Annotated in this window: 24 protein-coding genes and 2 pseudogenes; 11 read left to right on the top strand and 15 right to left on the bottom strand. The window is 71.5% G+C overall.

Translation table 11 applies throughout. From position 1 onward, the window contains the following. Window positions 1-48: 48 nt before the first annotated feature. Window positions 49-1,281: a glycoside hydrolase family 10-like protein gene (locus AXW62_RS16665; RefSeq protein WP_060945226.1), complete on the top strand. Its 1,233-nt coding sequence runs from the start codon at window positions 49-51 to the stop codon at window positions 1,279-1,281. A 17-nt stretch (window positions 1,282-1,298) separates the two neighbouring features. Here AXW62_RS16665 and AXW62_RS16670 read toward each other — a convergent pair whose 3' ends face one another. Together AXW62_RS16670 and AXW62_RS16675 are read right to left on the bottom strand one after the other, a co-directional pair. Then, the gene (locus tag AXW62_RS16670) at window positions 1,299-1,505 is read right to left on the bottom strand and encodes a DUF1918 domain-containing protein (RefSeq protein ID WP_030827014.1); all 207 of its coding nucleotides are present in this window, start codon (window positions 1,503-1,505) and stop codon (window positions 1,299-1,301) included. A 474-nt stretch (window positions 1,506-1,979) separates the two neighbouring features. Beyond that, window positions 1,980-2,978, bottom strand: a pseudogene (locus AXW62_RS16675) (DMT family transporter); the annotation flags it as partial. Here AXW62_RS16675 and AXW62_RS16680 point away from each other — a divergent pair. From AXW62_RS16680 to AXW62_RS16690, 3 genes are all read left to right on the top strand, one after another. Further along, the gene (locus AXW62_RS16680) at window positions 2,977-4,431 is read left to right on the top strand and encodes an aminotransferase-like domain-containing protein (RefSeq protein WP_060945227.1); all 1,455 of its coding nucleotides are present in this window, start codon (window positions 2,977-2,979) and stop codon (window positions 4,429-4,431) included. The pseudogene AXW62_RS16675 and the gene AXW62_RS16680 sit on opposite strands and share 2 nt — an antisense overlap. Before the next feature lie 236 nt (window positions 4,432-4,667). Further along, the gene (locus AXW62_RS16685; protein WP_060945228.1) at window positions 4,668-5,114 is read left to right on the top strand and encodes a GNAT family N-acetyltransferase; all 447 of its coding nucleotides are present in this window, start codon (window positions 4,668-4,670) and stop codon (window positions 5,112-5,114) included. Between the two features lie 265 nt (window positions 5,115-5,379). Next, window positions 5,380-5,874 (top strand): GNAT family N-acetyltransferase, encoded by a 495-nt coding sequence (locus tag AXW62_RS16690; protein WP_060945229.1) that lies wholly within the window; start codon window positions 5,380-5,382, stop codon window positions 5,872-5,874. Window positions 5,875-6,071: 197 nt separating this feature from the next. Here the strand turns inward: AXW62_RS16690 and AXW62_RS16695 are convergent, their stop codons facing one another. After that, complete coding sequence (locus AXW62_RS16695) at window positions 6,072-6,593, bottom strand: GNAT family N-acetyltransferase (protein WP_060945230.1); 522 nt, start codon at window positions 6,591-6,593, stop codon at window positions 6,072-6,074. Between the two features lie 156 nt (window positions 6,594-6,749). Between AXW62_RS16695 and AXW62_RS16700 the strand changes: the two genes are divergently transcribed. Next, window positions 6,750-8,969, top strand: a complete 2,220-nt coding sequence (locus AXW62_RS16700) for an NADP-dependent isocitrate dehydrogenase (RefSeq protein ID WP_060945231.1) — start codon at window positions 6,750-6,752, stop codon at window positions 8,967-8,969. A gap of 332 nt (window positions 8,970-9,301) precedes the next feature. Here AXW62_RS16700 and AXW62_RS16705 read toward each other — a convergent pair whose 3' ends face one another. Beyond that, window positions 9,302-9,907 carry a dihydrofolate reductase family protein gene (locus tag AXW62_RS16705; RefSeq protein ID WP_060945232.1) on the bottom strand — a complete coding sequence of 202 codons (606 nt, stop codon included), beginning with the start codon at window positions 9,905-9,907 and terminating at the stop codon, window positions 9,302-9,304. A 227-nt stretch (window positions 9,908-10,134) separates the two neighbouring features. On the opposite strand from AXW62_RS16705, the gene argC reads away from it, so the two are divergent. The 5 genes from argC to AXW62_RS16730 all read left to right on the top strand — a co-directional run bounded on the left by argC (window position 10,135) and on the right by AXW62_RS16730 (window position 15,197). Continuing rightward, entirely contained in the window at window positions 10,135-11,163 is a 1,029-nt protein-coding gene (gene argC / locus AXW62_RS16710; RefSeq protein ID WP_060945233.1) for an N-acetyl-gamma-glutamyl-phosphate reductase, read from the top strand. Next, a complete protein-coding gene (gene argJ, locus AXW62_RS16715; RefSeq protein ID WP_060945234.1) occupies window positions 11,160-12,314 on the top strand; it encodes a bifunctional glutamate N-acetyltransferase/amino-acid acetyltransferase ArgJ in 1,155 nt (384 codons plus the stop codon). Before argC ends, argJ begins: the two co-directional genes overlap by 4 nt. A gap of 164 nt (window positions 12,315-12,478) precedes the next feature. Beyond that, entirely contained in the window at window positions 12,479-13,438 is a 960-nt protein-coding gene (gene argB, locus AXW62_RS16720) for an acetylglutamate kinase (RefSeq protein WP_037645496.1), read from the top strand. Next, window positions 13,435-14,637: an acetylornithine transaminase gene (locus AXW62_RS16725; protein WP_060945235.1), complete on the top strand. Its 1,203-nt coding sequence runs from the start codon at window positions 13,435-13,437 to the stop codon at window positions 14,635-14,637. Before argB ends, AXW62_RS16725 begins: the two co-directional genes overlap by 4 nt. 8 nt (window positions 14,638-14,645) lie before the next feature. Next, window positions 14,646-15,197 carry an arginine repressor gene (locus AXW62_RS16730; protein ID WP_030826936.1) on the top strand — a complete coding sequence of 184 codons (552 nt, stop codon included), beginning with the start codon at window positions 14,646-14,648 and terminating at the stop codon, window positions 15,195-15,197. A 331-nt stretch (window positions 15,198-15,528) separates the two neighbouring features. Here the strand turns inward: AXW62_RS16730 and AXW62_RS16735 are convergent, their stop codons facing one another. The 11 genes and pseudogenes from AXW62_RS16735 to AXW62_RS16780 all read right to left on the bottom strand — a co-directional run bounded on the left by AXW62_RS16735 (window position 15,529) and on the right by AXW62_RS16780 (window position 25,089). Then, entirely contained in the window at window positions 15,529-16,548 is a 1,020-nt protein-coding gene (locus AXW62_RS16735) for a bile acid:sodium symporter family protein (RefSeq protein ID WP_060945256.1), read from the bottom strand. Between the two features lie 143 nt (window positions 16,549-16,691). Then, window positions 16,692-17,282 (bottom strand): pyridoxamine 5'-phosphate oxidase family protein, encoded by a 591-nt coding sequence (locus AXW62_RS16740; RefSeq protein ID WP_060945236.1) that lies wholly within the window; start codon window positions 17,280-17,282, stop codon window positions 16,692-16,694. A gap of 141 nt (window positions 17,283-17,423) precedes the next feature. Continuing rightward, window positions 17,424-17,888 (bottom strand): hypothetical protein, encoded by a 465-nt coding sequence (locus AXW62_RS16745; RefSeq protein WP_060945237.1) that lies wholly within the window; start codon window positions 17,886-17,888, stop codon window positions 17,424-17,426. A 77-nt stretch (window positions 17,889-17,965) separates the two neighbouring features. Continuing rightward, window positions 17,966-19,843 carry an alpha/beta hydrolase gene (locus tag AXW62_RS16750; RefSeq protein ID WP_060945238.1) on the bottom strand — a complete coding sequence of 626 codons (1,878 nt, stop codon included), beginning with the start codon at window positions 19,841-19,843 and terminating at the stop codon, window positions 17,966-17,968. 9 nt (window positions 19,844-19,852) lie between these two features. Continuing rightward, window positions 19,853-20,341, bottom strand: coding sequence for a hypothetical protein (locus AXW62_RS47145; RefSeq protein WP_063817007.1), 489 nt, complete (start codon window positions 20,339-20,341; stop codon window positions 19,853-19,855). 114 nt (window positions 20,342-20,455) lie between these two features. Next, window positions 20,456-20,620, bottom strand: a pseudogene (locus tag AXW62_RS47150) (MmyB family transcriptional regulator); the annotation flags it as partial. Between the two features lie 182 nt (window positions 20,621-20,802). After that, a complete protein-coding gene (locus AXW62_RS16760) occupies window positions 20,803-21,603 on the bottom strand; it encodes an FAD:protein FMN transferase (protein WP_252368629.1) in 801 nt (266 codons plus the stop codon). Then, window positions 21,600-22,109, bottom strand: a complete 510-nt coding sequence (locus AXW62_RS16765) for an FMN-binding protein (protein ID WP_060945240.1) — start codon at window positions 22,107-22,109, stop codon at window positions 21,600-21,602. Before AXW62_RS16765 ends, AXW62_RS16760 begins: the two co-directional genes overlap by 4 nt. 111 nt (window positions 22,110-22,220) lie before the next feature. Continuing rightward, complete coding sequence (locus tag AXW62_RS16770) at window positions 22,221-23,549, bottom strand: ferredoxin reductase family protein (protein ID WP_060945258.1); 1,329 nt, start codon at window positions 23,547-23,549, stop codon at window positions 22,221-22,223. A gap of 198 nt (window positions 23,550-23,747) precedes the next feature. Then, window positions 23,748-24,611 carry an endonuclease/exonuclease/phosphatase family protein gene (locus AXW62_RS16775; protein ID WP_060945241.1) on the bottom strand — a complete coding sequence of 288 codons (864 nt, stop codon included), beginning with the start codon at window positions 24,609-24,611 and terminating at the stop codon, window positions 23,748-23,750. A 235-nt stretch (window positions 24,612-24,846) separates the two neighbouring features. Next, the gene (locus tag AXW62_RS16780) at window positions 24,847-25,089 is read right to left on the bottom strand and encodes a hypothetical protein (protein ID WP_060945242.1); all 243 of its coding nucleotides are present in this window, start codon (window positions 25,087-25,089) and stop codon (window positions 24,847-24,849) included. A gap of 240 nt (window positions 25,090-25,329) precedes the next feature. Here AXW62_RS16780 and AXW62_RS16785 point away from each other — a divergent pair, with 240 nt between their 5' ends. Then, window positions 25,330-26,526 carry an argininosuccinate synthase gene (locus AXW62_RS16785; RefSeq protein WP_060945243.1) on the top strand — a complete coding sequence of 399 codons (1,197 nt, stop codon included), beginning with the start codon at window positions 25,330-25,332 and terminating at the stop codon, window positions 26,524-26,526. Window positions 26,527-26,564: the final 38 nt, after the last annotated feature.

Genomic DNA, 26,564 nt, shown 5'->3' on the forward strand with positions numbered 1-26,564 from the left:
GGCGCGGGGGCCGCGGACATGACGAGCGGGCCGAGGCGAGGAGTGGGCATGGGTCGGATCACGCGCAGAAGTCTTACCGTCGCGGCCGCGGGAGCGCTGGCCGCGACCGTCACGGCGGGCGAGGCGCTGGCGGACGGGCGGGGCGGTGCGCACCGGCCCCAGTTCCGCGGGATGTGGCTGGCCACCGTCGCCAACCGCGACTGGCCGTCCCGGCCCGGTCTCACCGCCGCCGAACAGCGGGCCGAACTGGTCGCCTTCCTCGACACCGCCGTGCGCCGCCGGCTCAACGCGGTGGTCTTCCAGGTGCGGCCGACGGCGGACGCGCTGTGGCCCTCCCCGTACGAGCCGTGGGCGGAGTACCTCACCGGCGTCCAGGGCCGGGACCCGGGCTGGGACCCGCTGGGCACCGCCGTGCGCGAGGCGCATCGGCGCGGTCTGGAACTGCACGCCTGGTTCAACCCCTACCGGGTCGCGGGCCACACCGACGTCTCCCGGCTGGTCCCCACGCATCCGGCCCGTATGCACCCCGAATGGGTCGTGCCCTACGGCGGCAAGCTCTACTACAACCCCGGGCTGCCCGAGGTCCGCCGCTTCGTCCAGGACGCCATGCTGGACGCGGTGGCGCGCTATGACATCGACGCCGTCCACTGGGACGACTACTTCTACCCGTATCCGGTCGCCGGCCAGGTCTTCGATGACGACGCGGCCTGGGAGCGCCATGGCGCGGGGTTCCCGGACCGGGCGGCCTGGCGGCGGAACAACATCGACCGGCTGGTGTACGAGACGGCCGTACGCGTCAAACGGCTGAAGCCGCGGGTGCGGTTCGGCATCAGCCCCTTCGCCGTGTGGCGCAACCGGGCCACCGACCCGCTCGGCTCCGCCACCACGGCGGGGGTGCAGACCTATGACGACCTCTACGCCGACACCCGCGGCTGGGTGCGGCGCGGATGGCTCGACTACATCGTTCCGCAGGTCTACTGGAACATCGGCTTCACCGCCGCCGACTATGCCGTGCTCGTCCCCTGGTGGTCAGAGGTGGTCCGGGACACCGGGGTGCACCTCTACATCGGGGAGGCGCTCTACAAGGCGGGCGATCCGGCGCAGCCCGCACCCTGGCAGGACCCCGCGGAGCTGTCCCGCCACCTCACCTTCGACCAGGGCTTTCCGCGGGTGCGCGGCAACGTCTGGTTCTCGGCGAAAGAAGTGGCCGCCGACCGCAACGGCGCCATGGCGCGCGTGGTCGCCGACCACTATCCGTATCGTGTGCGTCCGCCCCGCTGAACCGGCCCGTGGGACAGCTATCGCTGCCCGGGTCCGGAGGCCAGGTGGCGGACGACCGAGTCGGGGCCGGGCGAGAACAGGCACTCGTGGCCGTCGTCCTCGTAGCGGATGCGGTAGGGCGGCTCTCCGTGGTCCCCGAGCACTTCGATGATCTCCGCTACACGGTCGTGAATTCCGACAACCCTGCCGTGCACCAGCAGCTTGTCGCCTACGGTCGCCTCCATGTGCGTGACCTCCTGTCCGCCGGAGGGCAATGCGATCTGCTGGGGACGCTGCGATCCCTCACGGCCAGTCTAGGGCTGGTTGTCCGGGTTCGCCCCCGCCGTGGGGTGCTTCCGGTCCACCGCTTCGGGGGCGGGGTCCGGTCGTTCGGGGGCCTGGTTCGCCCGTTCGGGGTCTCGGTGCGCTCGTTCGGGGTCTCGGTGCGTTGTTCCCGGGGCCGGGGCCGGGGCCGGGGCCGGGGCGGGGACTGGGGCCGGGGCCGCTGTCCTCGGGGCTTGGCCTGCCGTTCTCGGGTCGTGGTCCGCTGTCCGTGGGTCTTGGCCCGGCGTCCTCGGGTCGTGGTCCGCTGTTCGTGGGTCTTGGCCCGCCGTTCTCGGGTCCTGGCCCGCCGCCGCCGGGTCCCGCTCCGCCGTCCTTCCGGACCCCCGCGCCCGGCCCGCCGCGGGGGTCCGCGCCGCACCCGCCGCCGGGACCCGCGCCCGCTGCGTCACCCCGATGCACACCAGCACCGCGAGGGCGGCGATGGGGGCGGCGGGGGTCAGCTTCTCGTCGAGGAGCAGCACCGACCACACCAGTGTGAGCAGCGGCTGGGCCAGCTGGAGCTGGCTGGCCCTGGCCACTCCGATGGCGGCCATCCCCCGGTACCAGACCACCAGGCCCACGAACTGCGAGCCGACCGCCAGCCACAGCAGCCCGGTCACCGCGCGGCCGCCGAGGTGGACGTCCTCGTACAGCAGCGCGAGCACCGCGCCCGGCACCGACAGCGGCAGACAGCCCACCAGCGCCCAGCCGATCACCTGCCAGCCCGGCATATGGCCCGCCAGCCGGCCGCCCTCCGTATAGCCCGCCGCGCACACCAGCAGCGCGCCGAACAGATACAGGTCGCCGGTGGTGGGTGCGCCGCCGCTCTGCTGCACCGCGAAGGCGATCACGACCGCGGCCCCGGCCAGCGCCGCCGCCCAGAACACCCGGGAGGGCCGCACCCCGGTGCGTACGGCGGAGAGGGCGGCGGTGGTGAGCGGCAGCAGGCCGACCACCACGGCCGCGTGCGCGGTGGTGGAGGTCTGTAGCGCGAGCGTGGTCAGCAGCGGGAAGCCCACGACCACTCCGGCCGCGACGACCAGCAGCCCCGGCCAGTGGCGGCGGTCCGGTACCGGGACCCGCAGGGCGGCCAGCGCGCCGCCCGCGATCAGCGCGGCGAGCACCACCCGGCAGGCGGTCACCGACCAGGGGCCGAGGCCGGTGAGCGCCCAGGCGGTGGCCGGGAAGGTGAGGGAGAAGGCGGCCACGCCGAGCGCGGCGAGCAGGGTGCCGGTCCGGGCGGCGGACGGCGCGGGGCCGTTCCCGCCCGGCGCGGGGCCGCGCCGGGACGGAGCCGGGTGGTGACGGGCCGCAGCCGGGTCGTGCCGGTCTCGCGCGGGGCCGCCGCTCACCGCTATCGCACTGTCGTGGGTAGCGCTATCCTGTCCTGTCATGCAACAGCGTAGCAGTGTGGCTGAACTGGCGGAATCGCTCCGCAAGGAGGTGAACCGCTACTCGCCGGGGGAGAAGCTGCCGTCCAGTCGTGCCCTGGTCGAGCGCTACCGGGTGAGCCCGGTGACGGTCTCCCGCGCCCTCGCCGCGCTCACCGCCGAAGGGCTGGTGACCACCCGCCCCGGAGCCGGTGCCTTCCGCGCCGACCGGCCCCGGGACCCGGCGCCACGGCCGGGCGACACCTCCTGGCAGGAGGTCGCGCTGAGCGTGGAGACGGCCGGTGAGTCGGTGCCGCGTTCGGTGGACGCCTCCGGCGTCCTGGCCACGCTCGCCGCCCCGCCGCCCGGCATCCTGGAGTTCAACAGCGGCTATCTGCACTCCTCGCTCCAGCCCGAACGGGCGCTGGCCGCCGCCCTGGCCCGGGCCGGCCGGCGGCCGGGGGCATGGGGCCGTCCGCCGGTGGAGGGGCTCCCGGAGCTGCGCGCCTGGTTCGCCCGGGAGATCGGCGGCCCGGCCGGAGTCCTCGGCGCCGCCGACGTCCTGGTCACCGCGGGCGGCCAGTCCGCGCTCACCTGCGCGCTGCGCGCGCTGGCACCACCCGGCGCGCCCGTCCTCGTCGAATCCCCCACCTACCCCGGGATACTGGCCGCCGCCCGCGCCTCCGGGCTGCGCCCCGTCCCGGTCCCGGTGGACGCCGACGGGGTCCGCCCCGATCTGCTCGCCGAGGCGCTGCGGGCGACCGGCGCCCGGGTCGTGGTCTGCCAGCCGCTGTTCCAGAACCCCACCGGCGCGGTGCTCTCCGCCGGGCGGCGCCGGGAAGTGATCGGGATCGCCCGGGAGGCGGGCGCGTTCGTGGTGGAGGACGACTTCGCGCGCCGGCTCGTCCACGAGGACGCGCCCCCGCTGCCCGCCACCCTCGCCGCCGACGACCCCGATGGAGTGGTGGTCCACGTCTGCTCGCTCACCAAGGCCACCTCGCCCAGCCTGCGGGTGGGCGCGCTCGCTGCCCGCGGCCCCGCACTGGAGCGGCTGCGCGCGATCCAGGTGGTCGACAGCTTCTTCGTGCCCCGCCCGCTCCAGGAGGCCGCGCTGGAATTCGTCGGCGCCCCGTCCTGGCCCCGCCATCTGCGCGGCGTCGCCGCCGAGCTGCACACCCGCCGCGAGGCGCTCGTCGCCGCGGTGCGGCGGGAGCTGCCCGAGCTGGAGCTGCGCCACGTTCCGCCCGGCGGCTACCACCTGTGGCTGCGGCTGCCCCAGGGCGCCGACGAGACGGCCCTGGCCTCCGCCGCGCTGCGGGCCGGGGTCGCCGTCGCCCCCGGCCGCCCGTACTTCTGCGCCGAACCGCCCGCGCCGCATGTGCGGCTGAGCTTCGCGTCGGTGGCGGGCGTGGGTGAACTGGCCGAAGGCGTACGGCGGTTGCGCACCGCGTGCGACGAGGTGCTCGCAGCAGCGTAGCGGCGGCCCCCCGCCCGCCACTTGGCCGCATGTGGTGTTGGGGGTGGCGTGGCACCTGGCCGCAGGCGGTGTCGGGGGTGGCGTGGCACTTGGCCGCACGTGGTCTTGGGTGGCGGCCTGCCACCTGGCTGCACGTGGTGCCGGGGCGACTGCGCTGGCTGGCCGCACGTGGTGCCCGGTGGCGCCCCGGACGGAAATCCGTCGCGGGTACGGCCGGCCGCTGGTAGGAATGGTCGATGATCGACGGTTATGAGATCTCCACGGACCCGGCGCGGCTCGACCCGGCCCGTATCCACCACTGGCTGTCCACCGACGCCTACTGGGCTCTGGGTCGCTCCCGGGAGAAGCAGGACCGCGCGATCTCCGGCTCGCTCAACTTCGGTGTGTACGACACCGCTTCGGGTGCCCAGGTCGCGTACGCCCGCGTCGTCACCGACCACGCCACCTTCGCCTGGCTCTGCGATGTCTACGTGGACCGGTCCGCCCGCGGCAAGGGCCTGGGCACCGCCCTGGTCAGCGCCGTCCGCGACCATCTGGCACCCGACGGTCTGCGTCGCATCCTGCTCGCCACCCACGACGCGCACGGCGTCTACGAGAAGGTCGGCTTCGAAGCGCTGGACGACCCGGCGCACTGGATGGCCCTGGTCTTCTCCCGGCAGCGGCCCGCCGGGGCGGAGTCGTGACCGCGCGGTGCCGGGATGACATTCCGCCTGACGCCGGCCGCCGTCGACCGTAGCCCCTCCCGGCCGTAGCTCCTCCCGGTCGCGTAGCCCTTCCCGGCCGGCGACTCGCCGCGCACCTCGCGCCGGTCCGACGCCGCGACCCGTTGGGCCGACGAATACCGCTATGCCGTACCGCTAACGCGGATCGTCATGCCTTGCCCCAGAGGCCGTCTGCCGCCGGTGGAAATCGGGTGACCGGGAGGCGCCTTCTGGCTAAGGTCGGGCGATGCCCGAGCTGAAGCGACTGCATGCCGACCACGCCCCGGCGGTCCTGGACTTCGAGCTGGCGAACCGCGCCTACTTCGCTGCCTCGGTCCCCGACCGCGGCGACGACTACTTCGCCCAGTTCACCGACCGGTACAACGCCTTGCTGGCTGAGCAGGAGGCCGGTATCTGCGCCTTCTACGTGCTCATCGCCGAGGACGGCTCGGTACTCGGCAGGTTCAATCTGGTCGACATCGAGGACCACACCGCGGAACTCGGCTACCGGGTCGCGCGGCAGGCCGCCGGCCGTGGCGTCGCCACCGCGACCGTCCGGGAGCTGTGCCCGCTGGCGGCGGCCCGGCACGGGCTGCGTACGCTGCGGGCGGCCGCGGCCCATCAGAATGCCGCGTCCCGGAAGGTGCTCGTCAAGGCCGGGTTCGTCCCTGTCGGCCCGGCGGACCCGGCTCACCTCGGCGGCAAGCCAGGCACCTGGTACCAGCGCGACCTGGTGCCCTGACCGCAGCGCGGGACGGCGCCGGTGGACCGGCCGCGGGACGGCGCCGGTAGACCGGCCGCGGGAAGGCCGCGGCCACCGCTGGTCACCGGCTGCCGGGAACCCCCTTCCGCGGCAGCGCTGCCGGTCCGCGCCCCCACGGCCGCCCGGACGTCCCGGCACGCGGGATGCGAGCTCTGCCGGAGCGTGCACGCGGGCGTTCACGGCGCCTCGGTGAGCTCCTCGGCCAGCAGGTCCATCAGCAGGCCGTCGTGCCACGTACCGTCGGGGCCGCGCTCGTAGGACCGCATGATGCCGACGGGCCGGAAGCCGACCTTGCGGTAGCAGCGGATCGCGGCGGCGTTGTCGGCGGCCGGGTCGATCACGATGCGGTGGTGGCCCAGGTCGGTGATCAGATGGCGGGCCAGGGTCCGCACGGCGTCGGTGCCCAGCCCCCGCCCGTGCACCGCCGGGTCCAGGTAGATGTCGATGCTCGCGTGCCGGTAGTCCGGCTCGGTCTCGGCCGACCACTGGATCATGCCGATCACCGCGCCCTTGTACTCCACGGTCAGCGGCTCGCTGCCGGGGTCGGCCAGGTCCTCGCGTACCGCCGCCACCAGGTCGTCGCCGCCCCGCCAGCGCGCGTACACCTCGGGTTTCGCGCGGATCGCGGCCAGGGCGGAGACATCGGAGGGATCGGTGGGGCGCAGCACCACCCGTGCGCCCCGCAGAGTCGTCGGCATGGACGGGACGATCTCAGGAAGTGGCGGCGGTGACCAGAGCGCGTCTTTCTGTCCGGTCTCCTTTCGGATCTGGCCAGGGCCCTTTCGGGAAAGGGCCGAGCACCGGATATCTTGATGTCGAGCAATGTTGCAGACGGACGTGGAGCGGAGCACCCGGTGACTGACTCGACCATCATCTATACGCACACGGACGAGGCCCCTGCCCTCGCGACGTACTCGTTCCTGCCGGTGATCGAGGCCTACGCCTCCACGGCCGGGGTCACCGTGGAGAGCCGGGACATCTCGCTGGCCGGGCGGATCATCGCCCAGTTCCCGGAGTACCTGGAGGAGGGGCAGCGCATCCCGGACGCCCTCGCCGAGCTCGGTGATCTTGCCAAGACCCCTGAGGCCAACATCATCAAGCTGCCGAACATCTCGGCCTCGATCCCGCAGCTGAAGGCCGCGATCGCCGAGCTTCAGCAGCAGGGCTACGCGCTGCCGGACTACCCGGACGACCCGAAGACCGACGAGGAGCGGGAGATCCGCGCCCGTTACGACAAGGTCAAGGGCTCCGCCGTGAACCCGGTGCTGCGCGAGGGCAACTCCGACCGCCGCGCCCCCGCCTCGGTGAAGAACTACGCCAAGGCGCACCCGCACCGGATGGGCGCCTGGACGGCCGATTCCAAGACCAACGTGTCCCACATGGACGCCGACGACTTCCGCTCCACCGAGAAGTCCGTGGTGATCCCGCAGGACGGCGCGCTGCGCATCGAGCTGGCGGGCGACGACGGCTCCACCACCGTGCTGCGCGAGTCGGTGCCGGTGCTCGCGGGCGAGGTCGTGGACGCCTCGGTGATGCGCGTCGCGGCGCTGCGCGAGTTCCTCTCGGCGCAGGTCGCCCGCGCCAAGGCCGAGGGCGTGCTGTTCTCGCTGCACATGAAGGCCACGATGATGAAGGTCTCCGACCCGATCATCTTCGGCCACGCCGTACGGGCCTTCTTCCCCAAGACCTTCGCCGAGCACGGTGAGGCCCTCGCCGCCGCCGGTCTGACCCCGAACGACGGTCTGGGCGGCATCCTCAAGGGCCTGGAGTCGCTGCCCGAGGGCGCGGCGATCAAGGCGTCCTTCGACGCCGAGCTGGCCGAGGGCCCGGAACTGGCCATGGTCGACTCCGACCGCGGCATCACCAACCTGCATGTGCCGTCCGACGTCATCGTCGACGCCTCCATGCCGGCCATGATCCGCACCTCCGGCCACATGTGGGGCCCGGACGGCGAGGAGCACGACACCCTCGCGGTCATCCCGGACAGCAGCTACGCCGGGATCTACCAGGCCGTGATCGAGGACTGCCGCGCCCACGGCGCCTTCGACCCGGCCACGATGGGCTCGGTGCCCAACGTCGGTCTGATGGCGCAGAAGGCCGAGGAGTACGGCAGCCACGACAAGACCTTCGAGATCCCCACCACGGGCACCGTCCGCGTCCTGGACGAGGCGGGCAACGCGGTCATCGAGCAGGTCGTCGGCGCCGGTGACATCTTCCGGATGTGCCAGACCAAGGACGTGCCGATCCGGGACTGGGTCAAGCTGGCCGTCACCCGCGCCCGCGCCACCGGCGACCCGGCCGTCTTCTGGCTCGACGAGGGCCGCGCGCACGACGCCAACCTCATCGAGAAGGTCAAGGCGTACCTGCCCGAGCACGACACCGAGGGTCTGGACATCAAGATCCTCTCGCCGGTCGAGGCGATCAAGCTCTCCCTGGAGCGGATCCGCCGCGGTGAGAACACGATCTCGGTCACCGGCAATGTGCTGCGTGACTACCTGACCGACCTGTTCCCGATCCTGGAGCTGGGCACCAGCGCCAAGATGCTCTCGGTCGTCCCGCTGATCAACGGCGGCGGTCTGTTCGAGACCGGTGCGGGCGGCTCGGCGCCCAAGCACGTCCAGCAGCTGGTCAAGGAGAACTACCTGCGCTGGGACAGCCTGGGTGAGTTCCTCGCCCTGGCGGTCAGCTTCGAGCACCTCGCACAGAAGACCGGCAACGCGCGGGCCCAGGTCCTCGCCGACACCCTCGACCGGGCGACCGGCACCTTCCTCGCCGAGAACAAGTCACCCAGCCGCCGCGTCGGTGGCATCGACAACCGCGGCAGCCACTTCTACCTGGCCCTGTACTGGGCCCAGGAGCTGGCCAAGCAGACCGACGACGCCGACCTGGCCAAGGCGTTCGCCCAGCTCGCCGAGGTGCTCGCCGCCCAGGAGCAGAAGATCGTCGACGAGCTGATCGCCGTCCAGGGCTCCCCGGCCGACATCGGCGGCTACTACCAGCCCGACCCGGCCAAGGCCGCGGCCGTCATGCGCCCGTCCGCGACCTTCAACCAGGCCCTCGCCACCCTCGGCTGACGCCCGACCGCACCGCGGAACCACCGAACCGCCCCGCCCGGACCCGTCCGGCCGGGGCGGTTTCGCGTGCGCCACCGTGGCCGGGACGTCACGGCCACGGTGCGGTCGGGTGGCGGGAGGCTCGCCGGGTCCCCGGCCACCCGGCTGTGACTGAGCGTTTCAGTTGGCCCCATCGGCCATGTAGCGCGCTCAGCTCGCGAGGCTCTGCCCAGGGCAGCGTCCAGCGGCACATCCATATATCCGGAAGGTGGATCTTTGCGGAGACTGCGGCCTGGGAGGACGTACGTGGGCTGACCTGCGGCAGCGTTTCAGACCGAGCGGATGGGGCCACGTCACGCAGGGACGCCGAGCGGCGGGTGCTCGAGCACGCGGGGCTTGTACTCGACCAGCTGGATGCGGCCGTCGAAGGTGCGGTGCTCGATCATCTCGAGGGCAACGTCCGGATAGCCGTCGTAGATGCGTTCTTCGCCCGTGGCCCCGGTGATCACGGGGAACATCACGACGCGGAAGCGGTCGACGAGTCCGGCTCGTAGCAGGGACCGGCACAGGCTGAGGCTGCCGATCGTGCTGAGGAGCCCCGAGCCACTCGACTTCATGGCGCGGACCGCTTCGACGGCGTCGTCGCGGACGAGCGTGGAGTTGGCCCACGTCAGTGGCTCCTTGAGCGAGGAGGAGAACACCACCTTGGGCGCTTGCGTGAGCTCGTCGACGGACGCCTCTTCTTCGGGCCTGAACTCGTCTTGGCCGTTCGGGACCTCGCCTGCGGCGAAGCCCGACATCAGGCGGTAGGTGTTCGCTCCCATCAGGTGGGTGGCATCGGGCTGCTCGCCGAGCCATGCGAGGTACTCCGGGCCATCGAGGCCCCAGAACCCGGGCCATCCCTCTCCCGATGCGTGGCCGTCGAGGGAGGTGATGAAGTCGACGAGAAGCTCCGACATGGCCGTGTCCTTTCCTAGGGGTCACGAGCTTGGACCGGCCGGGAGCCACAAACTCATCGGCCGCGAGAAACGCCCCGACCCACCTGTCACGCTCAGCCGGGCCAAGTACAACGCTCAGGGGCCAACTGAAACGCTCAGTCACACCGGCCACGGCCACCCGACCGAAAACTCATTGCATAAAGCTGCGATCATACGTATAGTCATGCCGTACTCAAGGGAGGATGGCGATGGCGATACGAGCTGCGGTGGCGGGGGCGAGCGGATACGCGGGCGGGGAGCTGCTGCGCCTGCTGCTCGCCCACCCGGAGGTGGAGATCGGCACCCTGACCGGCAACTCCAACGCCGGGCAGCCCCTCGCCCAGCTCCAGCCGCACCTGCTGCCGCTGGCCGGGCGCATCCTGGAGGCCACCACCGCCGAGGCGCTGGCCGGGCATGACGTGGTCTTCCTGGCGCTCCCGCACGGGCAGTCCGCCGCCGTGGCCGAGCAGCTCGGCGACCAGGTGCTGGTCATCGACTGCGGCGCCGACTTCCGGCTGAAGGACGCGGCGGACTGGGAGAAGTTCTACGGTTCCCCGCACGCCGGCACCTGGCCCTACGGCCTCCCCGAGCTGCCCGGGGCCCGCACCGCGCTGGCCGGGTCCCGGCGCGTCGCGGTGCCGGGCTGCTACCCCACCGCCGTCTCGCTCGCGCTCTTCCCGGCGTACGCGGCCGGGCTGCTGGAGCCCGAGGCGGTGATCGTCGCCGCCTCCGGGACCTCGGGCGCGGGCAAGGTGCCCAAGCCGCATCTGCTCGGCAGCGAGGTCATGGGCGCCATGAGCCCGTACGGCGTCGGCGGCGGCCACCGGCACACCCCCGAGATGATCCAGAACCTGTCGGCCGCGGCGGGGGAGCGGGTCTCGGTCTCCTTCACCCCGACCCTCGCCCCGATGCCCCGCGGCATCCTCGCCACCTGCAGCGCCAGGACCAGGCCCGGGGTGACCGGGGAGAGCCTGCGGGCCGCGTACGAGAAGGCGCTGCGGGAGGAGCCGTTCGTCACCCTCCTCCCCGAGGGCCAGTGGCCCTCCACCGCCGCCGTGTACGGATCCAACGCCGCGCTGCTCCAGGTCGCCCATGACGAGGCGGCCGGCCGCGCCGTCGTGATCAGCGCCATCGACAACCTCACCAAGGGCACCGCGGGTGGCGCGGTGCAGAGCATGAACATCGCCCTCGGCCTCCCCGAGGAGCTGGGACTTTCCACGATCGGAGTCGCTCCATGAGCGTTACGGCAGCCCAGGGCTTCACGGCCTCCGGCGTCGCGGCAGGGATCAAGGAGAACGGAAACCCCGACCTCGCACTCGTGGTGAACACCGGCCCGCGCCTCGCCGCCGCGGCCGTCTTCACCTCCAACCGGGTCAAGGCCGCCCCCGTCCTGTGGTCCGAGCAGGTCGTCAAGGGCGGTCAGGTCTCCGCCGTCGTCCTCAACTCCGGTGGCGCCAACGCCTGCACCGGCCCGCTGGGTTTCCAGGACACCCACGCCACCGCCGAGAAGGTCGCCGACGCCCTCGGCCACAGCGCGGGCGAGGTCGTCGTCGCCTCCACCGGCCTCATCGGCGTCCGGCTGCCCATGGACGCGGTGCTGTCCGGGGTGGACAAGGCCGCCGGGGCGCTTTCCGCGCACGGCGGCGAGAAGGCCGCGATCGCCATCAAGACCACCGACACCGTCCACAAGACGGCCGTCGCGACCAGCCCCGCCGGCTGGACCGTCGGCGGCATGGCCAAGGGCGCCGGGATGCTGGCCCCGGGCCTGGCCACCATGCTCGTCGTCCTCACCACCGACGCCGATGTGGACGCCCCCGGGCTGGACACCGCGCTGCGCGCCGCCACCCGCACCACCTTCGACCGGATCGACTCCGACGGCTGCATGTCCACCAACGACATGGTGCTGCTGATGGCCTCCGGCGCCTCCGGTGTCACGCCCGACGCCGCGGAGTTCGCCGAGGCGGTCCGCACCGTCTGCGCCGACCTCGCCCGCCAGCTGATCGGGGACGCCGAGGGCGCCTCCAAGGACATCCGGATCGAGGTCGTGGGCGCGGCCACCGAGGACGACGCCGTGGAGGTGGGCCGCTCCATCGCCCGCAACAACCTCTTCAAGTGCGCCGTCCACGGCGAGGACCCCAACTGGGGCCGGGTGCTCTCGGCGATCGGCACCACCTCCGCCGCCTTCGAACCGGACCAGCTCAACGTCGCGATCAACGACGTCTGGGTGTGCAAGAACGGCTCGGTGGGTGAGGACCGCGAACTGGTCGACATGCGCTACCGCGAGGTCCGGGTCACCGCGGACCTCGCGGCGGGCGGTGAGTCCGCGGTGATATGGACCAACGACCTGACGGCCGACTACGTCCACGAGAACAGCGCGTACTCCTCTTGACGGTCCCGCTTGGCTGTCCCGGGTCCCCGCCGTCGCCGACGAGGGCTCCCGCTTCACCGGCGACCGACGGCCGCTCGGACGCATCCGAGCCAGGTCGCACGTCGCCTCCACCGGCCAGCACCGCCCGCCCGGCGGCTGAATCGAAAGTCTTCCGGAAGTCGGATATGACGGTCCATCACCCGAACGCGGGACAACAATCCGCCCGTAAACACACCGCCCTGCCCAAGGCCCGCATCCTCATCGAGGCGCTGCCCTGGCTGACCCGTCACCACGGCAAGACCGTGGTGATCAAATTCGGCGGCAACGCCATGGTCGACGACGACCTGAAGGCCGCCTTCGCCCAGGACGTCGTCTTCCTGCGCCACGCGGGCCTGCGCCCCGTCGTCGTCCACGGCGGCGGCCCCCAGATCAGCGCACAGCTGGACCGGCACGGTCTGGTGAGCGAGTTCAAGGCCGGGCTGAGGGTCACCACCGACGAGGCCATGGACGTCGTGCGGATGGTGCTGGCCGGACAGGTCCAGCGGGAACTGGTCGGGCTGCTCAACCGGCACGGCCCGCTGGCCGTCGGCATGACCGGCGAGGACGCCCATCTGATGTCCGCCACCAAGCACTTCGCCGAGATCGAGGGCGAGCGGGTGGACATCGGCCGGGTCGGCCAGATCACCGAGATCGACACCGGCGCGGTCCAGGCGCTGCTGGACGACGGCCGGATTCCGGTCGTCTCCTCCATCGCCCGCAGCGCCGACGACGGCCACGTCTACAACGTCAACGCCGACACCGCCGCCGCCGCGCTCGCCGTCGCGCTGGGCGCCGAGACGCTGATGGTGCTCACCGACGTCGAGGGCCTCTACGCCGACTGGCCCGACAGCGACGAGGTGATCAGCAAGCTCACCGCGAGCCAGCTGGAGAAGCTGCTGCCGGAGCTGGCCAGCGGCATGGTGCCGAAGATGGAGGGCTGTCTGTACGCGGTGCGCCACGGGGTCACCAACGCCCGCGTCCTGGACGGCCGGGTACAGCACTCCATCCTGCTGGAGATCTTCACCGACGAGGGCATCGGCACCATGGTCCTGCCGGACGGGGCCGTGATCAACGAGGACGACGACACCGAGGGGAAGCAGAGTTGAGCAACGCTGAGCTGAAGCGGCGCTGGCAGGGGGCGCTGATGGACAACTACGGCACCCCCCGCGTCCCGCTCACCCACGGCGAGGGCGCCAAGGTCTGGGACGCGGACGGCAAGGAGTACCTCGACTTCGTCGGCGGTATCGCCGTCAACTCCCTCGGCCACGCCCACCCCGCCGTCGTACGGGCCGTGTCCGACCAGATCGCCACCCTCGGCCACGTCTCCAACCTCTTCGTCGCCGAGCCCCCGGTGGCGCTCGCCGAACGCCTGCTCCAGCTCTTCGGCCGCTCCGGACGCGTGTACTTCGCCAACTCCGGCGCGGAGGCGGTCGAGGCCGCCTTCAAGATCGGGCGGCGCACCGGGCGCACCCACATGGTGGCCACCACCGGCGGCTTCCACGGCCGCACCATGGGCGCCCTCGCGCTGACCGGACAGCCCGCCAAGCAGGAACCCTTCCTCCCGCTGCCCGGCGACGTCACCCATGTGCCCTACGGGGACGCGGAGGCGCTGCGCGCGGCCGTCACCACCGACACCGCCCTCGTCATCCTGGAGCCCATCCAGGGCGAGAACGGCGTCATCGTGCCCCCGGCCGGCTATCTGGCGGCGGCGCGCGAGATCACCCGGGCCACCGGCACCCTGCTGGTGCTCGACGAGATCCAGACCGGCATCGGGCGGACCGGCCACTGGTTCGAGCACCAGGCGCAGGGCGTCGAGCCCGACGTCGTCACCCTCGCCAAGGGGCTCGGCGCCGGGCTGCCGATCGGTGCCACCGTCGCCTTCGGGCCCGCGGCCGAGCTGCTGACCCCGGGCCAGCACGGATCCACCTTCGGCGGAAACCCGGTCGCCTGCGCCGCCGGCCTGGCCGTCCTCGACACCCTCGCCGCCGACGGCGTCCTGGACCGGGTCAAGCGGGCGGGGGAGCGGCTGCGTGACGGAATCGAGTCGCTCGACCACTCTCTGGTCGCCCGGGTCCGCGGCGCCGGGCTGCTGCTCGGTATCGTGCTCACAGAGTCCCTCGCGCCGCGGGTGCAGCAGGCGGCTCAGGACGCGGGACTCCTGGTGAACGCGGTCGCGCCGGACGTGGTCCGGCTCGCCCCGCCGCTCGTCATCGGCGACGACGAGGTGGACACCTTCCTCCGGGAGCTGCCCGGCGTCCTGGACGCGGCGTACGAGGGCGACGGGGAACGACGAGCCGGAGACTGACGACACCGATGACCGAGGCGCAGCACACCGACGCACAGGACGCCGCGAACCACGGCCCGGCCGTGCCGCAGACCCGCACCGCACGCCACCGCCGGATCGTGGACATCCTCAACCGGCAGCCCGTGCGCTCCCAGAGCCAGCTCGCCAAGCTGCTCGCCGACGACGGGCTCTCCGTCACCCAGGCGACGCTCTCCCGGGACCTGGACGAGCTGGGCGCGGTGAAGATCCGCAACACCGGCGGTGAGCTGATCTACGCGGTGCCGAGCGAGGGCGGCGACCGTACGCCGCGCGCCCCGCTCGGCGAATCGGCGAGCGAGGCGCGGATGGCCCGGCTGGCGGGCGAGCTGCTGATCTCGGCGGAGGCGTCGGCCAACCTGGTGGTGCTGCGCACTCCGCCGGGCGCCGCCCAGTTCCTGGCCTCGGCCATCGACTCGGCGGAGCTGCACGACATCCTCGGCACCATCGCGGGCGACGACACGCTGTTGCTGATCAGCCGCGACCCGGCGGGCGGCCAGCCGCTCGCCGACCACCTGCTGCGGCTGGCCCAGAAGGAGCGTTAGCGCCGTTCCATCCGGTCTCCGGCGCACCTCCGCGATGTCCACGGAGATCCGCCGGAGCCCGGGCGGAACCCGTTGGAACCCGTCAGAAACCGAGGCGGAACCTGACAGAGCCCGTCGGGACCCGTCAGAAGCCGAGACCGTCGGAACGCGTCGAACCGGCTGGAGCCCGTCGGAACCTGTCGGAGCCCGTCAGAAACCGAGACCCGCGCCGAACGCACCGAGCTCGCCGGAGCCCGTCGGAACCGGACAGCGGGGCGCCACGAGCCGCGCCGACCCTCCTCCCCGGAGCGTCGGCGCGGCGCATGTGTTCCCGCGCCGGGACGGCGGTCCGCTACGCGGCGGGGCGGCGGCGGGCCCGGTACGACATCCAGGCCGCGACCAGCGCGCCCGAGACGTTGTGCCAGACGGAGAACACGGCGGCCGGGAGCGCGGCCAGCGGGCTGAAGTGGGCGGCGGCCAGGGAGGCGGCCAGCCCGGAGTTCTGCATGCCGACCTCGAAGGCCATGGCCCGGCTGGCGGGCGCGCCCAGCCGGGCCACCTTGCCCGCCCCGTAGCCCAGCGCCAGGCCGAGCCCGTTGTGGAGCACCACGGCGAGCAGCACCAGCGCCGCCGCCGACTTGATGGCGTCCGCGCTGGCCGCCACCACGACCGCGACGATCACACCGATCGTGACGGCCGACAGCCAGGGCAGCAGCCCCAGCACCCGGTGGAGGTACCGCCCGGCGAACAGCCGCACGACCAGGCCCGCGAGCACCGGCAGCAGCACGGTCTTGAGGATGTCGGTGACCATCGACCCCGCGTCCACCGGCAGGAACTCCCCGGCCAGCAGCAGCGTCAGCGGCGGGGTGACCAGCGGTGCGAGCACCGTGGAGACGGTGGCGACCGACACCGAGAGCGCCACGTCGCCGCGCGCCAGATAGGTCACCACATTGGACGCCGTACCGCTCGGTGCACAGCCGACCAGGATGACCCCGGCCGCCAGCTGCGGAGAGAGACCGAGCGCGTTGGCGATCAGCCAGCCCAGCCCCGGCATGATCACGTAGTGCGCGATCAGCCCGAGGGCCACCGCCCACGGCCGCTTGATGACGCCGGAGAAGTCCTGCGGGGTCATGGTCAGCCCCATGCAGAACATGATCACGCCGAGCAGATAGGGCACGTTCGGAGCCCAGCCGCTGAAGGTGCCGGGTGTGCTGAGGCCCGCCGCGCCGGCGGCGAGCACCAGGATGGGGAAGACGGTGACGGCACGCCGGGCCGCCCGGTCGGCGGGAGCGGACTCCGACGACGCGGCGGACGCCTGTGCCGCCGCTGTCGTCGGGGAGTCCGCCGAGGAGCTCTTCGATTCGGATCGCACCGCGTGATGGAACGCTTCCGGAGGCACCTTCCGCAACACTGTCTCGTTATGTGGTCACTGCAGCCACTATGCGGACCGGCCCGCGCCGGGCGGGCGGCACGGAGCGGGCGGCACGGAGCGGGCGGCGGTGCGGAGCCGACCGGCTACGCCGAGCGAAGGGGTGGCAGGGGCAGCGGAAGCCCCGGCAGCCCGTCGATGCTGCTGGCGATGTGCTCCTTCTTGTGGAAATAGCGGTCCAGCGACTCGTCGTCCTCCCGCTGGAAGCGCCTGGCGTGCAGCGGGCGGTCCTCGCGGTAGTCCAGATACGGGACCGCGTAACCGCAGGTGTCCCGGATCAGCTCGGCCGTCACCACGATGATCGCCCGGAGCCCGTGGGCGTCGACGTCGATGCCGGGGAAGTGCTCCAGCAACTCGGGGAAGCGCGGATCGTCCCGGAACACCGGCTCGCCCCGGCCGTGCACCCGCACGATGTTCGGCGGGCCGGTGAAGGCGCACCACATCAGGGTGATCCTGCCGTTCTCCCGCAGATGGGCGACGGTCTCCGCGTTGCTCCCCGCGAAGTCCAGATACGCCACGGTCAGTTCGTCCAGTACGGCGAAGGAGCCGGTCAGCCCCTTCGGGGAGAGATTCACCGTGCCGTCCCCGGCCAGCGGGGCGGTGGCGGTGAAGAAGATCTTCTGTTCTTCGATGAAGGTGCGAAGTCTGCCGTCTATGCGTTCGTACACCTTTCCCATGCGGCTCATTATCCCCGCGGGTGGCCGCCGAAGCGATGGTTCCACGGGCGTATGGCCTCCAAGAAAGCCCCCGCGCGCACGTCCGCGACCCGGCCCGTACCGGCCGAGGCGGTCGGCGGCCACGCATGAGCGCCGCGAAGCTCAGTCGTTCGGCGTGTGGTCGTCGCGGAAACACCGGGAGGTGACGTCGACAGAGATCAGCGGTTCATGGCCGTCCTGGCCCTTCATCCAGGTGACCTCGAGATGGGTGTGTGTCGTCACGTGCACCGCCACGATCTCCAGGTTCCGGTTCTTGCTGCTGTCCGGCCCCTGCCGCACCACCTTCCACCCTTTTTTCGGCAGTTGGTCCGCAAGGCGGTCCATCCCCTTACCGAGGGCGTTGTTGTCCACGCCGTACAGCGACCACGGATGGGCCACGACCCGGTAGCGCGGTGTGTCGTCACCACCGGTCTCGCAGAAGTTGGTCATGGGCCCGGGTTCGGTCACCTGGCCTTTGACCCGCAGCATCTCCAGGACCCTGCTGGACAGCGAGCCGACTTCGTCCTCGACCTCCCGCTTGTCCCGCACCACGGGCTCGTAGCCGAGCTTGTTCGCGTCGTTATCCACCGAAGAACATCCCACCATCGGTAGCAGGGCACATGGCAGCAGCAGAGCCATCCGGGTACGACGTCGACCGATGCGTGTCACCAATGGGCTTCCCTATGCAGTTTGACATCGTCGTATCTCCCGACAATGACCTTGGCTTGGTTTTCCAGGCTGACGGACGGTCTATTGTTCTCCTCGGCCCAGAAACCGCCGTGACTGGGGGAGTCGCTTTCCATGAGATTCGCGCCGAACGCCTCGTCCGTGGGAATGACTCCGTTATCGCCCAGCCCGCCGAGCCGTCCCCCCTCCCTGACCCATTTGTCGTCGCCGCCGCCGGCCATGGCCCATACGTGCTTCGGATTGAGACCGAGATCCGCGGCACGGTCCACCTGCATCCCGGGACTGCCCACGGCGATGATGTCGTCGGCGACGCGATAATCACTGGGATATTTGGTTGTGTCGCCGATGACTGTGCTGCCATAGCTGTGGCCGATGAGGGTCGTATGCGAGGTGTCCCCGGTGGCCGAGCGGTGGGCCGCCTCCGTACCGTCCATGAAATGCCGGAGTGTGGGCGCGGCCTTCCGCGCATATGAGTCGTCCCTTGCCTCGGGGTCGATGTCTCCCGCTTCACCGGGCTTGGCCGAGCGTGGTGCGTCGTAGTCGAACCAGGTGATGGTCGATGTGGATTCCCCAGGGGCCAGTTTGTTGCTCTGCCGCCACAGACGATCGCTCTTGTCGATTTCGTCGTCGATATTCCCCAGTACCGTTTTGGTGCCTGGAACGAACACCGCCGTGTGGTCGGCGGTGTCCGGGTTGCCGTTGGCGATGATGACCCTTCCGTCCTTGTTCGCGAAGGGATCGAAGCCGAGTAAATACGCTTTCGGCAGGCCGTCGGTCCCCGTCTGCTCGAAGCGCCGCTGAATGATGTCTATACCGGATATCGCGTTGTCCAGCCTCTTCTTGCGGTCGTTCCACTGGGTCCACTCCACCGTATCCACTTTCCCCACCGGAGACCCGGTCTCGGGGTCGTAGAGCACCTTGCTCTTCGTGGGCTCGTGCGCCAGCAGCTGTGTACGTTCTTCCGTGACACGGGCGCGGGACTCCGCGAGGACGGTACGGTTCGCCTCGTCGCGGACCTCGGCGGGGAGCCCGTCCAGATCCCCCACACTGGCGGGGTGCAGAGAAAGGTACGCGTCCTGTTCTTCCGGTGAGAGGCCCCGCCACCAGGCGGCGTTCGTTATCGGATCGCCGTGTTTGGGAGGGGGCTTGATGTCGTCCAGATAGCTTTTCGCGGCCGTGCGGACACCGGTGGTGTCCTTCTGGACGTCGATCCAGTCCTTGGCCGAGACGGTCAAGTCGTCATCCGCCTTGAGCTGCCGCAGCTTTGGGGCCCACAACTCGTCGGCCTCGGTGGCTTCTTCCACCGCTTCGGCTATCCGGTTGGCGTACTCGACGGCCCTGCCGAAGTAGGGGTTGGGGTGTTGTGCCGCCGCCTGCCGGTCCAGCGCGTCGGCGAGGGACGACGGGTCGGCCGGGTCGAGGGGACTGCCGCCCCGGTCACCCCCGGCGCTGCCGGTCACTTTCCCACCCTCCGGCACCTTGCCGTCGACCTTCTCACCGCCTGCCGGGTAACTGACCGAGCCGTCCGCGTTCACCGTCATCTTGTCTGCGCGGGCGTCCTCGACGGCGGCCTCGAGCTTCTTCTTGGCGGCTTGCATCTCGGCGAACAGCGCCGTGAGGGCCGTGGTGAGCAGCCCGCACTCCACCTGGACGTAGTGGAAGTTCTGCCACAGTTCCCGCAGTTGCTCGAGGGCCGCGCTCGCGGCCTCGCCCTCGAGGTCGGCCTGCATTCTGCCCGCGATCCGTTGTTCCAGGATGTCCTTGGCCCCGCTCACCAGGTCCCTGGTGGCTCGGTACCCGACCGCCGCATCCTCGAACTCGGACGGCTGGAGGGCCTTTAACGTTGCGTAGTCCATCGCTTCGGATCACCGGGCCCGGCTCTGGCCACCCGCCCGGGGGGTGTCTTTGTAGCGCTTCTCCAGTTCCTCGAACGCGCCCTGGACGGCCTTGTCGTTCTTGTAGTGGTTCTGGCCCGACTTCTCCAGCCGCCCCTTGAGCGCGTCGCATCTACCGGTCACATCGTCCAGGTACCGCTTCCAGGACTGATAGACCTCTCGCTGAGCGGCGACGCACTGCGAGCCTGGGGCGACGGTAGGGCCAATTACGGGGATCACGGCCAACGGGTCGAAGCCCTCGGGGCTCTTCTGCCCCCGTTCCAGCTCTGTCAGTGCGGTCTTGACGATTTCCTTCAGCGTTCCGACTCCGCTCGCCGCCGCGCTCCATGCTTTCTTGTCGGACCGGAGGCCACCCGCATTACCACCGCTGTTCCAGCCGTCAGCGCTCGCGAGTCTCGTGCTCACGTCCGCGGACGCATCCGCTTTGGCTTGTGCCCATTCCTGTTCGAAGGACGTCACGGCCCTCCCCCCCCGTCTGTGATGGAAACAACGCGGAGTATAGGGAGGCCGGGGCGCGGCCGCCTGAGTATTCCTACTCAGAGCACCGTTGTTCGAGGAAAAACTGCGGCGAACGGTGACGTCGTGGGCCTCCCACAGCGCGGCAGGCTCTCCTCTCCCGGCGCGGAGCCTGCGCACGGGCCCGGCCAGCCGCGCGTCGTCCGGTCGGGCGGCGAGCGTGGTGCCCAGATGCGCCACTGCCGCGCGGATGGCGCGGTCCCAGTTCAAGCCGTTGGACAACGGCCCGGCCGTCGAATGCGGCCGTCACGCTCGGCGCGGTCTGCCCGCCGAAGGCGCCAAAGGAGCTGGTCGACGGGCACGAGGTGCAGAAGGTGGTTGAGCTCTGAGGGGGCGGCCGGACTGCTCGCTGGGGTGGAATGACGCGCGTGGTCGGCGGCGGGCGGCGGGGGACGGAGCCGGAGTCAGACGCACAGGCCCGCCATATGGCGGGTGAAACCGCTTGTGTGCCAGGTGGAGCCGTCGGCGGTGACGACGAACGCCTCGGCGTCGGGGAGCCGCCCCAGCCAGGGGCGGGCGCGTCCGGAGCCCATCGCGCAGGCCGCCGTGGCCCAGGCGTCCGCGTCGGCCAGGCTGGTGGCGACCACGGTGACCGAGGCCAGGCCCTCCGCCGGGGGCAGGCCGGTGCGCGGGTCCAGGATGTGGCAGCCGCGCTCGGCCGGGCCCGAGGTCGCCACGGCCAGTTCGCCGGATGCCTCCACGACCGCCGCCAGTTCGCCCCGGCGCAGCGGATCGGCGATCCCCACCCGCCAGGGGCCGCCGTGCACCTGGACGTCGCCGCCGCCGTTCACGCACACCGACCCGGCGCCCGCGGAGACCAGCATCCGGGCGGCGCGTTCCACGGCCCAGCCCTTGACCAGGCCCGTCGGATCGGGCCGCCGGCCGGCGTAGTGGGCGCTGAACCAGCCGCCGCTGCGGTGCTCGGCCTCCTCGCACATCCGTAGCACCTCGCGGACCTCCGGATCGCACCGCGACAGCGTCAGCTCACCGCGCCCCAGCCGGCTGATCTGACTGTCCGGGCGATAGGTGGAGAACAGCTCGTCCACCCGGTGCAGCCCGGCCACGGCCCCGTCCAGCGCGGCCCGGACCCGGGGCCGGTCGGCGGGTGCGACCTCCCGTACGTCGAAGGAGAAGACCGTGCCCATGACGTGCTCGGCATGGCGCAGCGGCTCGGGCGCGTCGCTCCCATACGGCTCGTCCGTCATCGGGCACCCGCCTTGTCGAGAGCGCTCTGCAGGGACTTGGCATACCCTTCGCTCGTGTAGGTGGCACCGGAGACCGTATCCACCTTCGCCGCGGCCACCGCCTGCTGGTTGAGCTTCGGGACGGAGTCCTTGGCGATCTGCGCGCTGCGCGGCCCGGAGTCCGGCGTCCTGACCGCCTGCGCCGCGGTGATCTTCCCGCCGCTGACGGTGAGGCTCACCTGGACCGGGCCGTACTGCGTCTGGACGGCATCACCGACGACCGTACGGGCGCCCGCCCCGGCCCCGGCTCCCGCGCCGCCCCCGGCTCCCGTACCGCCCGGGGCTTCCGCGCCGCCCGTGCCCGGCTGCGCCGTGGCCGCGACCGGGGGCGCCTGCCCCGGCTGGTTCCGCGCCACGGACTGGCCGTCCCCCGGACCGGGCTGCTTCAGTGCGAGCAGCAGCACCACACCGGAGACGGTGGCGGCCGTGCCCACGGCGATGCGGCGCAGCGGATGCTTCCTCTTCATGGCTTCACCTCGGTCACAGCTCAACGGACTCGTCACAGCGCAACGGACCCGGTCAGGACAGACGGGCTCGGTCACCGCTTAACAAACTCGGTCATGGGCAGACGGACTCGGTCACAGCTCGAAGGACTCGTGGTGGATCCGGCGATCCGGAACCCCCGCCTCACGCAGCGCCCCGTACGCGTGCTCGGCCAGTCCCGGCGGGCCGCACAGATAGACGTCGTGGTCCTCGATGTCCGGAAGCACCTGGCGCAGCCGCTCCGCGGTGATCTCCGGCCGGGCGCCGTCCGGCCCGTTCACGGCGTACAGCAGCCGGGCCCCGCGCTCGGTCGCGATCTGCTTCAGCTCCTCCCACAGCGCCAGATCCTCGACGCTGCGGGCCCGGTACAGCAGGGTCAGATCGCCGCCCTTGCCGGGCAGCGTCTCGAACAGGGCCCGGATCGGGGTGATCCCGGCCCCGCCCGCGATCATCAGCACCTTGCCGCGGCTGCGCCGCGCCGCGGTCATCGCCCCGTACGGGCCCTCCGCCCACACCCGCGTCCCCGGCTCGAGCGAGGCCAGTCCGGTGCTGTGGCCGCCCACCGCCTTGACGGTGATGCGCAGCAGCTCCGGCCGGGGCGGCGCGGAGAGCGAGTACGGATGGGAGCCCCAGCGCATCCCCGGCGCCAGGAACCGCCACCGGAAGAACTGGCCCGCCTGGGCCCCGATCCGGTGCAGTTTGCGCCCCTTGATCAGCACCGACACCACCCCGGGCGCCTCCGGTACGACGGCCGCCACCCGCATCCGGTGCCGCAGGTTCAGCCGCAGCGGCACCAGCAGCCGGTACCAGAGCGCCAGCGCGGTGACCGTGCCGTACAGCGCGTACCAGGCGGTCTCCGCGGTCTCGTGCCCGACGAACTCCGCGCCGGTCGCGAGCTGGTGCCAGAACGTCAGGAAGACGGCGGCATAGGTGAACAGATGCAGGTAGTACCACACCTCGTACGGCAGCCGGCGGCGCACCGTCCCCGCCGAGACCAGCCCGATCACCACCAGGACCGCGGTGCCGACCGCCGCCTCGGCCATGTCCGGGTAGTCCATGACCACGGTCACGCCCTGGTCGACGAACCCGGTGCCCGCCTGCTCCGCGTACCCCGCGACGATCAGCCCGACATGCGCCACGATCAGGCACAGCGCGTACCGTCCGCTCATCGCGTGCCACCGCGCCACCCGGTCCGACCCCACGCGCCGCTCCAGCGCCGGAACGCGCGCCATCTGTAGGACGACGAGGGCGAGGACGTACCCGCCGAGCAGCCCGCTGAGCCGGCCGGCGTGGGTGAGCCACTGCGCGGTGCCGTCGACGTTCGGAGTGTTCCGCCACCACAGCGACAGCACCGCCGCCGCGCCCGCCCAGCTCAGCAGGGCCAACGGTACGGCGGGTGAACGGCGGGGCCGGATCCGGCGCATGGCCTGCCGCCGCCCGGCCCGGCTGTTCAATAGCGTCGTCACGGCCTGTCCCCTTCCCTTGGGCTCCGGCGCAAGGGGGTACGGCTGGGGGCGCGCGATGACTCAATGGCCGCCGGGATTCACACGTTGGGGTTCCGGGAGGTGCTGCCACAGCCCCGCCGGCGGTCAGCCGTCGTCGCGACGCGACCGGGCGCGACGTCAGCGCCGTCGGCGCGTTGCGGGCACCTGCAGGTCGCTCACCACCGGCAGGTGGTCAGAGGCCGCCGGGTCCGCCGTGCGGAGCTGGGCGGTGAGCGGGCGGATGTCGCGGGAGGCGAGAAGGTAGTCGAGGCGGGCGTGCGGGGTGACGGCGTCGTAGGTGAAGCCGTCGCCGGTGCCGACGCGCGGCCACGCGTCGTCGAGCACGCCGGTCAGGGTCCGGATCTCCGGGGCCTCGGGCACGGCGTTCAGGTCGCCGACCAGGACGGTGCGCTCGGGGGAAGACCCGAGGAGTTCGACGATCCGGGCGGACTGCTGCTCGCGCTCCCGGTTGTCGTCGTGCTGCAGATGCGTCACGGCGAAGGTGACGCGCGTGCCGCGCAGCTCCAGCGTGGCCCGGAGCAGACCGCGCTGCTCGTGGCCGGGGAAGAGCGGAAGGCGGGTGTTGCTCCACGACAGGATCGGCCGGCGGGAGAGCACGGCGGTGCCGTACTGACGGCGCGGCCGGCCGGGCTCCTCCGGGGCCAGGTCGAGGTTGGCGCCGAAGGCGTGCTGCATGCCCAGCCGTTCGCCCAGCCAGCCCGGCTGGTCGACGAAGCCGCTGCGCCGCCAGTACCGGTCGACCTCCTGCAAGCCGACGACGTCCGCCTCCATGGCCTCGATCACCCGCGCGACGCGTTCCAGGTCCAGCACGTCGGCGGGGCTCGCGCCGTGGTGGATGTTGAACGTGGCGACGCGCAGCCGCTCCGGGTCCGCGGCGGCGGCCACCCCGGGCGCCCCGGCAGCGGTGGCGGCGGTGGCGGCGAGGCCGACCGCCGCGGCGAGGAATCGGCGGCGGCCGGGGACGGTGCTCAGGGGATCCATGGCGGTCAGTGTGGGTGTTCCGGTTCCGAACGTCGTTCTCCCGCGCCGTGAACGGCCCCGGTCGGGCGGGAGTCGTCTCGGACGGATGCCGTACGGCCCGTACGGCCGTTACGGCCCTTACGGCCGGTCGGTGCGCGGCACAGGCCACGAGGGCAGTCCAGGGGCCCTGTCTGTCGTTGAGCGCATCTTGGCACACCACTGCCACGGGTTGTCGTTGCGACGACGCGGACCGATCTCATCGATGGTCAAACTTGATCGGGTAGGACACCGTTGAGCGCGGTTCGGGGTGCTTCTTGTCGCCCTTCCCCTCCGTCTTGTCCTTCTTGCCTTCCTTCTCGCTCTGGAAGTGGACGGGGTACCGGTCCTTCTGGTCCGATGAGGGCGAGTCGCCGTCCTTGGTGTTGCCGTCACCGTGGTTGTTGATCCACAGGACCCCCACCACGATCGCTCCGAGCACCATCATCTGTTTCTTCTGCATGGGCCCCGACTCCCCTTCGGTCCACAGCCGCGCTCCCCGCGTCAACCATGGTGACATCACCGCACCGGCGGGGACGAGCCGTCCGGCACGGTGACGGCCGCGTCGTCAGGCGAACACGAGCAGGTCGCGCCGGGGGGCCCTGGGGTCCCGCACATGCGCTCGTTCGCGGGCCGCTTTGACGAAACATACGGCACAGTGCATACTTATGCCTAAGAACGCATGGACCGTGAGGAGGGACCCGTGACCGAGCGCGTCGTACTCGCCTACTCAGGCGGCCTGGACACCTCCGTCGCCATTGGCTGGATCGCCGAGGAGACGGGTGCCGAGGTCATCGCCGTCGCCGTGGACGTCGGCCAGGGCGGCGAGGACCTGGACGTCATCCGCAAGCGCGCGCTCGCCTGCGGGGCGGTCGAGGCGGAGGTCGCGGACGCGAAGGACGAGTTCGCCGAGGAGTACTGCCTTCCGGCGATCAAGGCCAACGCGCTGTACATGGACCGCTACCCGCTGGTGTCGGCGCTGTCGCGGCCCGTCATCGTGAAGCACCTGGTCGCGGCGGCCCGTAAGCACGGCGCCGGGACCGTCGCCCACGGCTGCACCGGCAAGGGCAACGACCAGGTGCGGTTCGAGGCGGGCATCTCCTCCCTCACACCCGATCTGACCTGCATCGCGCCGGTCCGGGACTACGCGATGACCCGGGACAGGGCGATCGCCTTCTGCGAGGCCAAGGGCCTGCCGATCGCGACCACCAGGAAGTCCCCGTACTCGATCGACCAGAACGTCTTCGGGCGGGCCGTGGAGACCGGCTTCCTCGAGGACATCTGGAACGCGCCGATCGAGGACGTGTACGAGTACACCTCCGACCCGGCCACCCCGCGCGAGGCCGACGAGGTGATCATCACCTTCGAGAAGGGCGTGCCCGTCGCGATCGACGGCGAGCCGGTCACCGTGCTGCAGGCCGTCCAGCGGCTCAACGAGCGGGCGGGCGCCCAGGGCGTCGGCCGGATCGACATGGTCGAGGACCGGCTGGTGGGCATCAAGTCCCGGGAGGTCTACGAGGCCCCCGGCGCCATCGCGCTGATCACCGCCCACCAGGAGCTGGAGAGCGTCACCGTCGAGCGCGAACTGGCCCGCTACAAGCGGCAGGTCGAGCAGCGGTGGGGCGAGCTGGTCTACGACGGTCTGTGGTTCTCGCCGCTCAAGCGGGCGCTGGACGGTTTCATCGCCGAGGCGAACGAGCAGGTGTCCGGCGAAATCCGGATGACCCTGCACGGCGGCCGGGCCGTGGTCACCGGGCGGAAGTCGCGGCAGTCGCTGTACGACTTCAACCTGGCGACCTACGACACCGGTGACACCTTCGACCAGTCGCTCTCGAAGGGCTTCATCGAGATCTTCGGGATGTCCAGCAAGATCGCCGCCAAGCGGGACCTTCGGCAGTAGCCTGCGTACCATCACGGATCCACTCCGCCTTCCTGCCC

The sequence above is a fragment of the Streptomyces hygroscopicus subsp. hygroscopicus genome, assembly GCF_001553455.1.
In the GTDB taxonomy this organism is placed as follows: Bacteria; Actinomycetota; Actinomycetes; order Streptomycetales; family Streptomycetaceae; genus Streptomyces; species Streptomyces hygroscopicus.

What these genes read in the sequence shown, in the direction of transcription:
- AXW62_RS16665 (WP_060945226.1), top strand. Translation starts at nt 49, where the DNA reads ATGGGTCGGATCACGCGCAGAAGTCTTACCGTCGCGGCCGCGGGAGCG.
- AXW62_RS16670 (WP_030827014.1), bottom strand. Translation starts at nt 1,505, where the DNA reads ATGGAGGCGACCGTAGGCGACAAGCTGCTGGTGCACGGCAGGGTTGTC.
- AXW62_RS16680 (WP_060945227.1), top strand. Translation starts at nt 2,977, where the DNA reads ATGCAACAGCGTAGCAGTGTGGCTGAACTGGCGGAATCGCTCCGCAAG.
- AXW62_RS16685 (WP_060945228.1), top strand. Translation starts at nt 4,668, where the DNA reads ATGATCGACGGTTATGAGATCTCCACGGACCCGGCGCGGCTCGACCCG.
- AXW62_RS16690 (WP_060945229.1), top strand. Translation starts at nt 5,380, where the DNA reads ATGCCCGAGCTGAAGCGACTGCATGCCGACCACGCCCCGGCGGTCCTG.
- AXW62_RS16695 (WP_060945230.1), bottom strand. Translation starts at nt 6,593, where the DNA reads ATGCCGACGACTCTGCGGGGCGCACGGGTGGTGCTGCGCCCCACCGAT.
- AXW62_RS16705 (WP_060945232.1), bottom strand. Translation starts at nt 9,907, where the DNA reads ATGTCGGAGCTTCTCGTCGACTTCATCACCTCCCTCGACGGCCACGCA.
- argC (WP_060945233.1), top strand. Translation starts at nt 10,135, where the DNA reads ATGGCGATACGAGCTGCGGTGGCGGGGGCGAGCGGATACGCGGGCGGG.
- argJ (WP_060945234.1), top strand. Translation starts at nt 11,160, where the DNA reads ATGAGCGTTACGGCAGCCCAGGGCTTCACGGCCTCCGGCGTCGCGGCA.
- argB (WP_037645496.1), top strand. Translation starts at nt 12,479, where the DNA reads ATGACGGTCCATCACCCGAACGCGGGACAACAATCCGCCCGTAAACAC.
- AXW62_RS16730 (WP_030826936.1), top strand. Translation starts at nt 14,646, where the DNA reads ATGACCGAGGCGCAGCACACCGACGCACAGGACGCCGCGAACCACGGC.
- AXW62_RS16740 (WP_060945236.1), bottom strand. Translation starts at nt 17,282, where the DNA reads ATGGGAAAGGTGTACGAACGCATAGACGGCAGACTTCGCACCTTCATC.
- AXW62_RS16750 (WP_060945238.1), bottom strand. Translation starts at nt 19,843, where the DNA reads ATGGACTACGCAACGTTAAAGGCCCTCCAGCCGTCCGAGTTCGAGGAT.
- AXW62_RS16760 (WP_252368629.1), bottom strand. Translation starts at nt 21,603, where the DNA reads ATGACGGACGAGCCGTATGGGAGCGACGCGCCCGAGCCGCTGCGCCAT.
- AXW62_RS16765 (WP_060945240.1), bottom strand. Translation starts at nt 22,109, where the DNA reads ATGAAGAGGAAGCATCCGCTGCGCCGCATCGCCGTGGGCACGGCCGCC.
- AXW62_RS16770 (WP_060945258.1), bottom strand. Translation starts at nt 23,549, where the DNA reads ATGCGCCGGATCCGGCCCCGCCGTTCACCCGCCGTACCGTTGGCCCTG.
- AXW62_RS16775 (WP_060945241.1), bottom strand. Translation starts at nt 24,611, where the DNA reads ATGGATCCCCTGAGCACCGTCCCCGGCCGCCGCCGATTCCTCGCCGCG.
- AXW62_RS16780 (WP_060945242.1), bottom strand. Translation starts at nt 25,089, where the DNA reads ATGCAGAAGAAACAGATGATGGTGCTCGGAGCGATCGTGGTGGGGGTC.